Consider the following 14,725-nt stretch of genomic DNA (forward strand, 5'->3'; position numbering starts at 1 on the left):
CGAAGATCGACGATGACCGCCAGCCTCGCGATCAGCTACGCTCGCGGCTTCCTACACCACGCCGCGGGGCACTATCGGTTCCACGCAACATCACCGCCATCAGCCCCTCCACGTCAGTTCATAATGGAGCAAAATGTGGGGCAAATTGTGTAGCAAAACAAGGCGTCAGAAGGCAGACCAAAGCAGCCCTGAACCTCAACACCCTGATATTACTAGGAAAACTGCTTTCCGCACAAGATGTTATGGCGGAGGGGACGACCCTGACGTCCAACGTTCTCTAGATCCCAATGTCTTCTTTCACTCGTAGCGCATGAGGGGCTTCGGTGCCACGGCCGGAGCGTTGGCTCTAGTCGGTGAAAAGCGCCACGCCGATCAAATGAACCTTCCCCCACCACCGCGCGTGGCCGCGACTCTGGTCCCACCTTGGGCCTGTAAACTAAAAACTGTGCCAAAGCACTGCACAGTTCTCCCGCATCTGCTCAACTGATGCGATAGACGACCAACGTTTCGCCGGCCCATGACGCATTCTCTCCGCAGCGTGCGTTGGTATGGCCCCATACCTTGCCTCCTTTCGCATCAATTCTCTCTGCCGCGACCATGGCGTGATCCTTGGAAAGACCGAACCAACTTACAACGAAACAGAAATCACCAGCTTTGGTGTTGCCGAAGCTGTCGACGCGGGAAACATTGCTATATCTATCACTGGCATTCTTGAATGCGGCAGCAAGGTCTGCCACGCGAATGCCATACCCGGAATCGCAGGTTGCCGTTGGATTCTCGACCTTGACCCCACCCGAACTTAGCCCGTGACACACGAAATGAGTGCAATCGAGCGTAAACTCTCCATCAGAACAGTTGTTCCCATTCCGACAGTACTCATCATAGTATGCTCGCGCTGCAGACCAGTCTAGCGGAAGCGTCGGCCCAGGACTCCCGGATGTGGGAACGAGCGATATAGTGGCAGCTCGTTCGCCAAGTTCACGCTCCAGGAAGGACTGAAGCTCCTGATCAGAAGCAAGCTTGGCAACAACTTTTCGGGCGTTTGTCATGCGATAGTCTCCTGTGTTGAATTGATTTTCTGGTTGCCTTAAATAGTTGACAGGCTCTGGTTTGTGGGTTCTCTCGTTCCAATATCGGCTGCCGCGCTCTGTAGTTAGTCTTGAACCCGATCTGCGGTCGGCGTCAAAAGTCCAGTGGAACACTGAACTGTTCGCTTTACGCTAAGTGAAAAATAGGCGCATCGGAGAGCGTTCGTCAGTCCGACCTACCAAGACACCTTCGTCCGTGAAGTCCAGAACCTTCCCGTTCTCGAGAATCGCGACGGCGTAGTGCGGCAGTCCGGATAAAGTCATTGAGACGTACCCTTCGATTTCTTCGATATGTCGCGTCGGCAACGAAATATCGGCTTTTTCACTAGAGTGCTCGTAAACGCTGCCGCCAACCTTGTGCCACCCGTCAAGCCCCAAAAAATATTGCGGTTGGGAGCGTTCCGTCAGAGTATCCTGAAAAGCGTTCGCCAAGAGCGATAACTTGCGCGGTTCGTTTGCAAATAGCTTGTAGGCCCCGTCCGGAACGATGACTTTCTTCGCCGAGTCCTTGATCACATCGAAGGTCGCGCTTTTTTGAATCACATTACCATCGGTCAACTGATTGATTTCGAACGCATACGCGTAAGCGAAATTAGGCGGCAGTGAGTCCGGCGCAGCAACATCGGGGTCCTCATAGGTAAATCTTACCAGAATGCCGCCACTGCTTCGATCGTTGATGGCGAATGGCTTGATAATAGCGTTGGTGATCTTCATCGCCGCAAATCCGTGCTGCCCGCCGGTGCCAGATATCGTCGGGACGAACTTGCGGACGACGATGCGGTATTCGATGTTGGCTAGTTCATTTTCTTTGGACCTTCGGTTGGACAGTTCGTAGTCGATGTCGAAGCGGATAGTCGGAATTTTCGGGCGAGGGCGAACGAAGGGCACTGCGCCATTTTCACTGAACCTAGGCTTCAGTGGAAGCGGGGTTATCCAATCCGAGGTCGTCGTCCAGTCAGAGAAAATCTCGAAACCCTCGTCCTCGGGGTTTTCCACTGCGCGAGCGCGGAACCGCCAGCGGTAGTCCTCTCGGCGTTCGATGTCCATGTTCGCCCCGGGAACCGACAACGTTGGCGTTCGGTCGCCAGTTTCCTCCGGTTCCGGGGCCAGCCATGCGGCTCCCTCGGTTACGATTCTTAGCCTTCCGTTTAGCCAATTGGATCCGGATGGGTCGTCATCCATCTCGATTTCTGTTGGTGAGGCACCAGTGAACCAGGTCGCGAGCTTCGCCTCCTCCGCAGGCGTAACGCTCTCAAAGTCATTGTTCGCTAAAGCGCGAAATATGTCGGCCATACTGCGCGGACCATTCAATGCTCGGAGGCTGACTGCTCTTGCGATCTTTTCGCGCTGAAGCTCGAACTCGAAGTGGTTTGATTTGTCATATATCGCAATCAAGGCATCATCTGTGCTTCGGTACACGTCCCACGTAAATCGAATATTCCACTCATCCGGTTGGACTTCGGAGAACTTCGGCGTTGGCGGCGCAATGCTTGATTGAACCCTGAAAATGGCGAGACCTGCATGCCCAAATATAGGAATTGTTTTTGGAGGCGTCTCATTGTTTCGGGTCCCCGGCGAAAGGTATCGAGCGATGTAGCAGATAGTATCTTCTTGTCCGGACTCGAGAACGTCCAGACGTGCTGCCTTGTAGTCGCCAACATCCCTGTTGATGCCGTAACCGCGGGAAAATAGGACCTTCTCCTCGGCGATCGCTAGACGAACGATGCCGCCGCCAATCCAGTCCTCTGCGGAAGTTCCGGGAGCGTAGTCAATCCGAATGCGATGCAGACCGCTATCATCGATGTCGGCATCTCGAATCTCGCCAAAGGCCCGCGGCAGTGGCGCTAACTCGTCAGGTTCTTGCTCGAGGTCCCACTTTTCGATGACGAGAATGCGGCCGTCGAAGGAGCCATCAGGACCCTTTTTGATCCACTCTAAGGGCGCACCAAACTCAAGCACTTTTCCACCATCACTAAGACCGCTGAACCGTGTCGCCAGATGAGCCGTAGCTAAAACGCGTTTAACCATGCCACCGACATTGCCAATGTGACCGTCGTCGATTGATGGAGCAGTGTTGTTCCTCCCGCGAAGATCGGGGACGAGCGACGGCACAAACCGGCGGCGAAACGCAACCTTGTCCTCATCGTCGCCTTCATTGTATTCAACACGCAAGTCCAAAAGGACGTCTGCGCTGTCGAATGTCTCATCGTCTGGCTTGGGAAATGCAGCGAGCCGCGCATTATCGTGCGCGATGAACCGAGAACCCGACTTATTGAATACGACCCTTTTTTCGAAGTCGGCGTATTGATCACGGCCAACTCGGCTCCAACGGACACCTACGACTGGTGTATTTCCAATTGCTGGCGGGTTTCCGCCCTCATGGACATCAGAGATACCGACAATGCCACGAATTCCAAAGGCGCTCTTGGCGAGTTTTAGGCGGTCTTCCTCTTTGAATTCATCATCCTCGGCCGAGGTATCAGTATTCGATCCCAACTCGATTCGTTTCCTGATCCAGTCACTCAAAGCATCAATCAGAGCCTGGTCCTTGAGGCCGCGGGCGCGCGTCAACAGCCCCGCCAAAAACTGAGCGCGCATCTTCGCTCGGCTGTAACCGGTCAATTGCAGGTCGGCGTCCCGTGCACTCTGGCGATCGACCCTTTCCCGCTCAGTCTCGATCATCAAGTTAAGCACCGAAGAGACTTTGATGCCGGGAACTTTCTGAAGGGGGCGCACACGATGCAAATGCGCGGAAAGTTCTGTGTTTCGAAGGGTAACGCCCGACGACGATGACTTTCCGTAGCCAGGTTCATCTAAGTTGCTAAGCAATGTCGGCATATCGGTTATCTACTCCTCGACGACGATGCCTTCGACTCGCGGCGCGATGTGGCGTGTTCGCGCCGGCGCGTATCCAGGCAAGGTAATGGACGGATTGCTGTGTTCGAACCGCACGGCGCGATGATCCTTGGGCAGGACGAGCGGGCCTTGGCGCAAGACGTACGGCCTTGGTGATTGGGTGCCAAATTCCGGGACCGCGCGTCCTATTTCATCAAGCTTCACCGAAACGACGGGAAACTCGGGAATGCTATTTGGATCGAACCCAGTTTCATTACGTGTCCGGGGGATTTGATAGCAATGATCAGCCGCACGTTTGCCGACGACTACTGCAAGATACTCCCACCCTCCGTCAACTGCCCCCAAGCCGATAGTGGGTTGGTCTGTACCCTCGTGTCCGATATTGCCATATCGTAAAGTGATGGTTTCCGCCAGTTGTTGGGATTCGCTCAGTGGGATATGCGAGATACCGGCGAAATCCCAATCGCTTTCAATAATCGACTTGTACCATCGTGACCCTTGATAGTAGCCGAGGTCATCCGCAAGGGCCGTTAGACGTTGGAGAAATTTGTCCTGCAGAACATCTATCCTGTCGTCCGTAGGCTCGATTTGCACTCGGGGCACACGGCGGAATAGAATCAAGTTGAATCCATTGACAAGGTAGTACCGCGCATACCTAGGCATGCCGTCAGTCGTTCGGTCCGACGCCGGCACTGGCTTGTTGTCGATTACGACATTTGCGAAATAGCCTGTTGGACTAGTAGGATCGGCATTGATGGAGAGCGAGTCTGCGGCATCGCCTGCTACCGCCGCTACCCTTTGTTGGTCGTCGAAACGCTTGATCGTGCGTGGCTTCATTGGTGGTTCCGGGATGACCCGCGCACTCAGAATGGGCATAGCGGCCGGATTTTGCGCGTGTAATGGAGGCAACAGTAGGCCACGTGGCCTTTGTTTGACTTCATCCGGCAGACTGTCGCGCGTCACGGGAAATGGTCCGCGCCAATCTCCGCCCAAGGAACGCGCAAATAGCCAGTAGTAGTAAGTCTTTCCGTAGGGTGGGATGCGCCTATCGTTAACTAAGGTGCTGAGGTCGGCGTCGGGATCTTCGTCACGGGCATCAAGTTGCTTTTTGTACATCGCATCAACGGAATCATCGATCACGACGCCACTCGTATCGACCATGATGGCATCCGTGTGATGGATGTCGTCGACGGCTCTGACCTCGGTCGTCAAACCGTCTGTCAAAATCGAAAAGGGCTGCCGCGGATCTGTTCCATTCTCCAGCACTTCGGGTGAAGCCGAGTTCATCTCTCGAGGCATTTCGACCTCCGCGCGTTCTCGGTCAGCTGGTCCTGGCGCGGTGTCCGTCTCGGTCCGAATTATCGAGAATGCGTTAAATTGCGCACCATGGCCACCAACGCCTTTCACGCATATTGAGACTACGCCGTCCCCGGTCGTAGGGATAAAAACAGTGTTCTGAACCGGCTGTTTCGACCCTGGATCAATGGTATTTTCTTGGTTGAAGTAACCGTCTTCTACAAAGTAGGCAGAAGGATCGGGCGCACCATCTTCGTATAAGGCCTTGTTGAGGCAATCGGTCACTCCACGAAGGTCCCGACGGCTTTCCAATGTTGTATTCAGACGTTGGCTTTCCCACGTCACCAAGCAATTGACGTTTTCAAAACGCAACTCGCCGTCGTTCTCCACGATCAATTCATCGGGAACCTCGAACTCCGCCTCCATGCCCATCAACCAGCCGATCGACTTGCGCTCAACTTCACCATTGTCGATCCGCTTCGCATCCGTTTCCTGACCAGAAGCAATCGCCACGGCAAGCGAACCTAGGCGGACCTGTTGATCACCTATGAGGCGCGCCATTGCCGGGGCTTCTTCAAGCAAACGATAATCCATATATGCACTTGTTTCGTTGCGAAGGACGTCCGGAAGGGTTGCTGACTCTAGAAAAACACGGTCGGCGTGCTCAGAGATTAATCTGCTTGTTCCAGAAACAAACGCCCCTGAGTCACTACGTTGAACCGATACGAAGTTTTCTCCGTCCTGCACCACCATCTCGGACGATCTGTGAAGATCGGTGTTGCGACCGAAAAATGTCTTGGCAACGTGATGAAAATAGTCGCGCGTGAAATTCTCTATCGCTTCTTTCGCCGCCGCTACTGCAATTTGAATCTCCGGGTCCTCGACAGACGAAGCCAGATTCCCGGTATTTTGAGCCAAGTGACTAGCGAGACCGGGCAGGATCAGTTCCTGAAGACGTGCCGAGGCACGCTCCACGACCACCATCGGGTTTGACTCAGCCGCACTCTTCAAGTGATCTGATGGCTTAAGTTCTTGAAAAACAATGCCCTGTTTGTTCCGCGGCGGGGCCAAAATTGCGCCGGCTTCAGGACCGGACGCAGAGATATAGGCAGGCAATGTTGGGTTTGGAGTGATTTCACCGTTCTTGCCGCGCACGTTGGGTATGCTAAGGGCAATATCCGACTCCAATATCGCCTTGGCTCGCGGCACAATCAACGGTCGCTGCGCTTGAGCACGATTGATTTCTTTTACGAGCCGATCACGGATTTCCCGAACAGGCTCATTGGCCCCTGCATTGATGCCAATGGTTGTATGGGTGCTTGATTCGGCTCCAGCGAACCGAACTTCATAGCGGCCTTCCTTCGCAACTTTGACGCGAAGGTCGCCTTCCTGACTGTAGACCCGGAATGCATAGTCGTCACGCGGCTTGATGATACCGAACTCTGGGACCGGGATCGGTGTGCTCCAGTCACTGCTCATTAATGTGAGGGTAACCGTGTCGCCCTCCTCGGGGAGGACGAAATCCTCCCGCAGACTAGGCTTTGTATGTATTGGAAGATCATCCGCATTGTCCTTGCGCAGGATTTCCCACCTGAACAGCATCCGTTTCGGAGCCGTGTTTGGATCTTGCCGAAAACAACCGACTCGGACTTCAAAGTGCTCCATCGGTGCCTCCTTGAGCGTTAGTGTCGTACAGTGCGGCGAGCCCAGCCATAAGCGCGTCCTCACGTGAACGCCCTCGCGCCAAATTTTCGCTTACGGCTTGCCGCGAGTCCCTGATGGCGGCGACTTCGGTTGTAGCCGAAAAATCGATAAAATCTGCGATGGGGCTTTCAGCCCCAAGCGCGTAGTCGAAATAGATCGTTCCACGGGCGCACGTACAGGGTGTTACGCAGACCTGGAAAGTGGCCGAGAACCCCGCTTCATAGCGTAGGGCAACGGATCCGCGCGTTATCCCGACTGTCAATATTAGCGTTGACCAAGCGCGAGCGTCGACCTTGAGGATGTCCCACTTGTAGCCGAGGACGTAAAGGCCGCCGCGAGCCGATATCGAAATGGCTATGGTTCCCTTCTGGAAATACCATTTCTCGTTGAGCGCCTCTAGATATCCTCCGACCACAATGCCTTCAATGAAGATGGAGCCTCCGATATAGGCGCCTAAAGCTCCACCTCGTGCTCCTATGTGTTCGCGATATCCGACACGAATTGCCACGGCGACAATTAGTGCGTTATCTTCTTCATCGGCAATTTTGCCGATCCTTACAAGCACTCCGCCTTCGACCGCGTTGATTGGAATAGGATAGGTTGGTGGCCGCCAATAAAATTTGACCGCGCGGGTCCAGTTCATGTCATGCGGATACCCCCAGTCGAATTCAAACCGTTTCGGTCCGACAACGAAGGCGACGGTACCCAGGTCCAAGAAAAACGTTCCCCAATTTAATGAAGGCAGCGTCAAGCTGCCGCCGATCGTTTTGTTCTTGGTATCGATCATCAAGACGATGCGGGTGCCACCGAAATCAAGATCGAAGATTTGGATTGTAAAACCAACCCGAATGATACCGTCATCACTCATGATGAGCGTGATATCTTGACCGTCGAAGATCTCGACGTGTTTTATGGTCAATTCCTTTGCATCAAGCCCGACGATCCAGCTGTATTCATCTGTATAGCGCCATTCTGTACCATCGGTCAGCTTCTCGCTGATGTCGTCCAAGTCAGTGCTTAGAATTGCCTGGCGCAAGCCAGGCTTCGTCGCCTGATGTGCCGCAAAGAGGGTGATCTGCTTGGCCGTCAGAATTCCAAGATCCATTGTCTCATCGGCCGATCCGCCGCCGACCGAAAAGACCCAGTACTTTTCATCCGCGTCCGTCTCGTCGCCATAGACGAAGAGCATTGATAAGGACGATGGGTCTTTGTCTTTCGGTTCCAAGGGTTTGCCGCAGCCATCGCCGCCGAGATCCCATTTCGCGACCGCTTTGCCTACAAACCTGTTCTTGTCTTTGTCGTAATCTGCTTCGGCCGTGACATGCATCGCGTTGAACAGGCAAAAGTCCAGAGCGCCCCATCCGAGCTTGTCGAAGCTGAAATTGAGACCGAGAGGGCCCCCACCTTCCTGTCCCCAATCGATGTTCAGCGCGGCCTTGACACGCGGTATGACCGGAAAGTCGGGAAGAAAGGACGATATGTTCAGATCGCCCACGAGCGAGAAGCGACGCCATTGTACGCCAAGGTCAGGCAGCTCGCCGTTTTCATTCGCCGGATTCTGAAGTCGAAGGCTTTTGATATCGAACTTGAAACCCTTGAATGAGATATCAAGCTTACCGTCGATGTCTAAATCTGGGAACGACCAATTTTTGAATGGATTGTCCAAATCGAACTTGAGCCCGCTGAACAACAGTTGCTTTAGACGACCCTTTGTTGCTTCGTCGAGCAGGCCACCCTCTTTGAATTTGAGCGCGCCATCCATGTCGGCTGACCACTTGTATTTATCTTCCGACTCACGTTCTCCATCGAGCGTGATCTGTGAAACTTCGATGCGTTCAAGATCAAGCATGTCGACCGTGAAACCCGTGTCCGGCGACGAAGCTTTCAGCTCCAGCCGTTCTTCGCCCGCGTCGGTTTCCCAGCGACCGGTGATGACGAGAAAGTTCGGGATCCGCTTATCGCGTTTGAGTTCCTTGTCGAAAAACGGCAACTGCCACCAGAATTCCAGATCAAGCCGAATGACCTGGTTTTGGTGCATTAGGACGTTCGCCTCGGTGAGTATCAGGCCAACACCCTGTAAGTTCGCCGGGCGCTGCAGATCCGCTACAGGTACGTCTATCAACGTATCGAGTTCGCTATCGAGACCGATCAAGGTCTCTGTGCCCTCCGCTGCGTAGTCATAGCGAACCACCGCAGAAGCACCTTGGCCGTCGACCCAGGCCAATGGATACCTTAGCTGCGAAAGAACCTTGCGCGCGATGGCCGGTAAGGCTGCAGGCGGGTCGACCCGGCCATTGAAGAGAAAGACGCCAGACCAATCGTCTTGAAGCGGGTTGGACGCATTGCCCTTTGCCGGCGGCGCTTTTTTGTCCACAACCCTGAGCCACCAGCCATCATCATCGTCCGATACGGGTAGGGCTTTGTAGAATCTTGGGACTTCCTGACCGTTTGGCGGCGTGTAGGCGGGGATGTCGGCTATCAGAGACTTCGTGCCATTCTCATCCGGGCCGATCCTAACAAGGGGTGCGCGAACATCGAACTCCTCCGCTTCGGTGGGCAAATTTCGGATAGCGTCAAAGACCAGGGTGGAATTCTCGTCGAGGGCTACGTGCCACCCGGCTGGCATTTGCCACGCGAGCTTCTCCACTTCGGCCAAGTTGTCATCTAGGATCTTCCTTAGCTGGCCCTTATTCCTTTCCTTGAAGTCTTCAAAGTCTGTTTTGCGTTCATTGTTGGCAGAAGAAGCAGGCTCTACCCAATGGCGACGAATTTCGTGGTTGGACAGGTTTGCGCCTACCTCCGTCCAGAAAATCTTCGGTTTTCGACTGTCTCGAAGCTGGCTGACATTGCCAATTGACCCCATAGGCACTTCGGGGAAATCCATCCCAACGTCGATATTCTCATATATCTCTTCGTGTAGACTCTGTCCGCGCTTGGCCATCTCCATGATGTTCTCAGGCAACAACCCGTTTTGGACCTTGCGCGACACCTTTGAGTTTGCTCCGAACGATAGGCCTGTGTTTTCTGGCTGGTTCGGTCGGGTAGATGAAAGCGCGCTCGCGAATCCGTCTAGGATATCGCTCGCACCATTCACAGTGATTTCGCCGCGAAGTCGAGTTTCCAAGAGTGTGCCATCTGATTTGAAGACCTTCTCCACGTACGGCGCGTCACCCTTGGGTACGTACTTCTCCTGGCGCGGATCATGGACTTGCCGGTCAGGTTCATCTTCATCCTCTGACAGCACGAGATTGGCATCGCCCTTGAGCGGGGTCTTGCGGAATTGCGTAATCTTGAAGGACCACGTATCGGCTGGACCGGCCGTGGAATAGCGCGTGTGGATGGTGACTGCGTCGTCCGCGGGTTGGATGTCCATCACAACATCGCCGACGCTGAGCACTTCCGATGCCGCCAAAGCGGCATTGGAATTGATCCCCACAACGCCAAGGGCTGAGTTCAGCCGCGCGCGGTTGGCCGAAACCCGAGCCACAGCAAACGGCACCGTCACTGACTGCACTTCGACACGGTCATTGTCCGCCGAAGACTCTGAAACCGCCCCCGCCTCTCTGGGCACGGCAGTGTTGTGACGCAGAACGATTTCGGTGCCGTACAAGCGTCGGCCGGCGCCGGACTGATCGGCCACGCCCAAATGCTGGATCTCGCCGGCGACCACCAAACGATGTTCACCCGGAGCCAGCGGTGCCTCCGACAGCGAGGCCCCCGCACTGGTTCCAATGCGGGGCGCGCCGCCATCATAGCGGATCTCGAGCTTTCCGACGACCGGTCGCACGGCATACTCAGCGCGGGCACCGTTCGTGTCGTCGCTTTTCCTCGTCGTATCAACCCCTAGGAATCTACCAAAATCCTCAAGCCGAGCGTTGGGGCCCGCCACAGCCGTTGGAAACACTACTCCGGCAACGATTCCGTTGGTATTGATTTCAAAGGGCCCCAAATTTCCTTTCAAAAGCGGCGACAGTGTCGATGGGCGACTATGATGGCCACCGTCGGTTAACCTGAAAGGACTCGATTCCCGAAGGATCGCTAGGTTGCCCTCGCCGAACCCATTCCCGTTGCGCGGCCGCAAGCGCACACCCGGCGTCAAGGCTCGGGGTATAATTGCAGCGAGCGGCGCCTCGTCAAAAATTTCAATATAAAACTGATCGGAGACGGCCCCGATCGATGCGGGTCTACCAACATCGGTGTCTAACTGAAAATTGATCTCCCATATTTCATCGCCGTTTTCTTCAGTGGACGGCATCATGAGGAAATGCTCGTCGCCATCGTCAAGCTGAATTTTTCCGGCCTTTTCGAAAGCTGCCTTGTTGGGAGAAACGGCGATTCCAAGCGCATTTCCGGAAAATTCATTCTCTTCGCCGTCGCCTTCGGCTCGGATATGACAGGTGAACCGACTCAGCGCGATCACGTCTGCAGCCATTTGCGCAAACTCTAGCCCGTAGGTCGTGGCCTGGTCTGGAACATATACTCGGTCCTTGTTCGGAAACCCAAAGACGAACCGGACCGGCAGAGCACCAGTGTTGACCGCGCGGTAGGTATCAGCTGGACCGTCCACCGCGGTCACCTCGATTGGTATGCCGTCGCTCAGCGCCTTGATGTCCCGACCTTGCCATTGACCGGTTAAAGAGCGGTCTGTCTTCACCACCCCATCCACAGGATCCGACACCGGAGCATCCACGATCTCGAAAGGTCCAAACAGAAGTGTTATGGGCATGTTTTCGACCTTCCCCTTTAAATGCTCCGTGGTCTCTTTGACCTTTTTCTCTGGCGGCTACTGCACAGTCGGCGAGCGGATACCAAAATCGGCTTGTAAATTGCGTTCGATGCGGATGCGGTCATTGGGATAGACGTAGACATCGCGTCGACGCAGGCTCCAGTCGTCTTGGCCGACCTTTCTTTCGTCTCCCGCGTAAGTTCCGCTATAGGAAGACACGAAGAACGAACCGGCGGGTTCCGAGACCAAACGCCCTTGGGCATCGTATTTTCGAGGTTCGACAACGGCGAGATAGTAGGGATCGGTCTCACCAATCGAACGTGGGCCGCCTGTGGAGCGCAATACATCCGCTAGCGTCATCGCCGGTGACCACGTCAACTCTTGCGATTGACCATCGCGGAAGACGTTGATTGTCCGGGGGGCAAGTCGAACCTGGATGTCCGATATGTTGTTATTATCCGTGTTGTAGAATTGTCTTTGTGCCACCAGCAGTCCCTTGCGATGCAATGTGTCAATGACATTGCCAACAGGTGTACCAAGGCGAAAATGGACCGTTTCTTTAATGGGCGGAGGTTTGTTCAGGGCATTGGTCCCTACCTCTCCAATCTGCACCGTAAGACCTAGGGGGCCGGCTTCGAACGTGTGATGTTGCAACCTTATTGTACTGGGTTCGTCCTGCGTCCTGAAAGTAACGTAGAAGCGGTCTCCCGGGGCCAGAGGGACGTGACTGCGATCGCGTGCCCCAATCGGCAAAGCCGCGCGTTGCTCCTGAATCGCCCATCCCGTTTCAAGGCCGGGGTGGTTAGCGGCGCATCCTCCCAACAAGAGGCCGAAGCTTAGCGCGATTAAAATACGCAATGGCCAGTCCCCCCTTTGCCGGTGCGCGGCTAAATCAGATCGAGTCATGTGGATATTCTCCGGTAGAATCACTTTTTTGTGATTCAGCTTACCAGCTCGAGTTACATACACCAGCGCTGATATTCGTTGTATAGTTCTCACTGGATCTTCGAAGCGCGAGCAGGCACGGGAGCACTGCAAGCAAGATGGCTCCGTAGCGCAGCGCCGTTCGCAGCCAGGGGCTCGTGGCGATCCCGGTGAGAAGCCCGCCGATCACCGCCGCCCCCGCTTCCAGTCATCGAGCCGAGCGTAGATCGTGACCGCAATCCCGCCGAGAGCCACGGCGATGAACACCCAGCGCAGAGTGTCGAGATACGGCACGAGTGGTAGGATAGCGGTCTGAGTCTCGGCCAACACGCTCTGCGCGACCTCAACGCCCGCAGCACCCAGCGTCGCGACGCCGGCCGCACCACCACCCTTCATTGTGCGGCTGTCGGCCAGCACCTCGCGCGCGGGCGGCGTCTCCGCTGCGAATGCGGTCTCCCGGACTGGGAACCGCTCGCCACATTGTCGCGCGGGCCCCAGGTCGACATGCATGAACCCCGAGCGCGGGTAGAAGCCGAAGCCGAGGAACCCGACCTCGCGCGCCGCGGCCTCGAAGGCCACTGGGTGGTGGTTCGCCATGGCGATGTCGAAGGCGGCGCCGTCGAGATGCTTCGACCGGGTCGCGCCGCCGACGGCGCGTTTGTGCTCGGGGCTGCGATAGGCGGAGCGGACGATCAGCGGCTTGCCGAGCCGGTCGCGCAGCGCCTGCAGCTTGTCGAGCGCCGGTTCGTTGATCAGCAACTTGCCGGTGCCCCGGCAGGCGATTTCTGCGGCGAGAAGTTGGGCCAGCACCAGGTGCCCTCGGGCGCCTCCCGCCAATGGTCGTAGAAGCTCGTGGTCATGTGGGTCCTCCAAAACGAAAAACCCGCCTCGAGGGCGGGTCATTGCGGGCTGATGAATGGGGAATGGTGAGCGGCTACGGGCCGCCGACGAAGATCTTCAGCTTGATCGCGATGCCCGCGAGCAGCGCCGGCATCACGCCGGTGGTGATCATGCGGACGGCCGTCTGCATGGCGGTGCGGCGGACCAGCCGGATGCAGTCCACAAGGGAGCGCAGATCGCGGATGGAGAGCGCGGCCTCGTCGCCGTCGAGCCCGACATCGGCGAGCGCGCGCTTCGCGCCTTCTTCGGCCGCATGGGTCAGGATCGCCTCGAACTCGCCGTCGGGCATGCGGACGCAGCCCTCGGATCGGGGTGGTGTCATCGGGTCCTCCTTCCGCCGCTCAGCCGATCTTGCAGCCCCAGAAGGACGTGTGATCGGCGGCGAAATAGCCGTCCGCGACCCGGAAATACCCCTGCAGCTCGACGGTATCGCCCGCGGTGAGCGACACCATGGTCTGCAGCCAGATGGCGGTGGCCAGCGAAACGTGGGTGGCGGAAATTTCGCCGAGGGAGCCGCGGATTTCCGTCGCGCCGTTCAGGACGAGCCGCCCCCGCATGCGGGCGGTGGTGCTGGCATTGACCTTGTACATGAGCGTCGCGCCGAAGAGGTAGGTGCCGTCGACCGGGGCCACGAACCGGTTGTTCGTAGCGTCGAAGGCGCCCTGATCGTTGTAGTCGGTGTTGTTCAGGCCGATCTTCGTCCAGGTGCCGACGCCGACGTAGTTGTCGTAGTTGGTGTAGGCCTTGAACCGCGGGAGCCGGGGCTGGTCGACGATGCCGGTGGCGTTGTCGACGCTGAGCCCGTCGAAGAAGGTGCTGCCATCGGCCGAGACCGCAAGACGAAACCGGTCGGAGCCGAACAGCCCGACTAGCGCCTTGGTCACGAAGCCGGTCTGCAGGATCAGCCCGAGATCGTCGGCCGCGGTCTCCTTGGTCATGGTGTAGAACAGATCGCCAGTGCCGCCCTCGGCCAGGGTCTTCGCCGTCCAGAGCGCGGCGTTCAGCTAGGCCGAGAACGGGTTCGACGCATCTGCCGTGGTGCCCAGCCCGAGGAGCGCGAGGTTCTGCAGTGCCGTGGGTGTCGTGCCGACCCAGCCGGACCCGTCGTAGACCAGCAGCAGTTCCTCGTCCTCGACCCACGCCCTCCAGCCGGTCCGGGGCGGCAGACGCAGCCAGGCGCCGTCCGTCCAGAGCGCAACGTTCAGGTCCCAGCCCGCCCAGTCGCCCTTCG

Annotated in this window: 9 protein-coding genes and 1 pseudogene; 1 reads left to right on the forward strand and 9 read right to left on the reverse strand. The window is 56.5% G+C overall.

The genetic code is table 11. The features are described from left to right. On the forward strand, window positions 1-281 hold a 281-nt coding region (locus tag HC022_RS28735), incomplete at its 5' end, for a hypothetical protein (protein ID WP_217703929.1). 198 nt (window positions 282-479) lie between these two features. On the opposite strand, the gene HC022_RS08875 is transcribed toward HC022_RS28735, so the two are convergent. The 9 genes and pseudogenes from HC022_RS08875 to HC022_RS29060 form a co-directional block, all read right to left on the reverse strand. After that, window positions 480-1,049 carry a hypothetical protein gene (locus HC022_RS08875; RefSeq protein WP_167452176.1) on the reverse strand — a complete coding sequence of 190 codons (570 nt, stop codon included), beginning with the start codon at window positions 1,047-1,049 and terminating at the stop codon, window positions 480-482. Between the two features lie 171 nt (window positions 1,050-1,220). After that, the gene (locus HC022_RS08880) at window positions 1,221-3,926 is read right to left on the reverse strand and encodes a hypothetical protein (protein WP_167452177.1); all 2,706 of its coding nucleotides are present in this window, start codon (window positions 3,924-3,926) and stop codon (window positions 1,221-1,223) included. 9 nt (window positions 3,927-3,935) lie between these two features. After that, on the reverse strand, window positions 3,936-6,905 hold the full coding sequence (locus HC022_RS08885) for a hypothetical protein (protein WP_167452178.1): 2,970 nt from the start codon (window positions 6,903-6,905) through the stop codon (window positions 3,936-3,938). Then, the gene (locus HC022_RS08890; protein WP_167452179.1) at window positions 6,892-11,670 is read right to left on the reverse strand and encodes a hypothetical protein; all 4,779 of its coding nucleotides are present in this window, start codon (window positions 11,668-11,670) and stop codon (window positions 6,892-6,894) included. The genes HC022_RS08885 and HC022_RS08890 overlap by 14 nt, the downstream gene beginning before the upstream one ends. Before the next feature lie 57 nt (window positions 11,671-11,727). After that, a complete protein-coding gene (locus HC022_RS08895; protein WP_167452180.1) occupies window positions 11,728-12,528 on the reverse strand; it encodes a hypothetical protein in 801 nt (266 codons plus the stop codon). A 252-nt stretch (window positions 12,529-12,780) separates the two neighbouring features. Continuing rightward, a pseudogene (locus HC022_RS08900) lies at window positions 12,781-13,454 on the reverse strand (D-Ala-D-Ala carboxypeptidase family metallohydrolase). A gap of 74 nt (window positions 13,455-13,528) precedes the next feature. Continuing rightward, window positions 13,529-13,816, reverse strand: a complete 288-nt coding sequence (locus tag HC022_RS08905; RefSeq protein WP_167452181.1) for a DUF6127 family protein — start codon at window positions 13,814-13,816, stop codon at window positions 13,529-13,531. Between the two features lie 19 nt (window positions 13,817-13,835). After that, window positions 13,836-14,432 carry a hypothetical protein gene (locus tag HC022_RS08910; RefSeq protein ID WP_254885009.1) on the reverse strand — a complete coding sequence of 199 codons (597 nt, stop codon included), beginning with the start codon at window positions 14,430-14,432 and terminating at the stop codon, window positions 13,836-13,838. A 66-nt stretch (window positions 14,433-14,498) separates the two neighbouring features. Next, window positions 14,499-14,725: DUF2793 domain-containing protein (locus HC022_RS29060; protein ID WP_254885010.1), on the reverse strand; the 227-nt coding region annotated here is incomplete at its 5' end.

The organism is Salipiger sp. HF18, from assembly GCF_011806505.1.
In the GTDB taxonomy this organism is placed as follows: Bacteria; Pseudomonadota; Alphaproteobacteria; order Rhodobacterales; family Rhodobacteraceae; genus Salipiger; species Salipiger thiooxidans.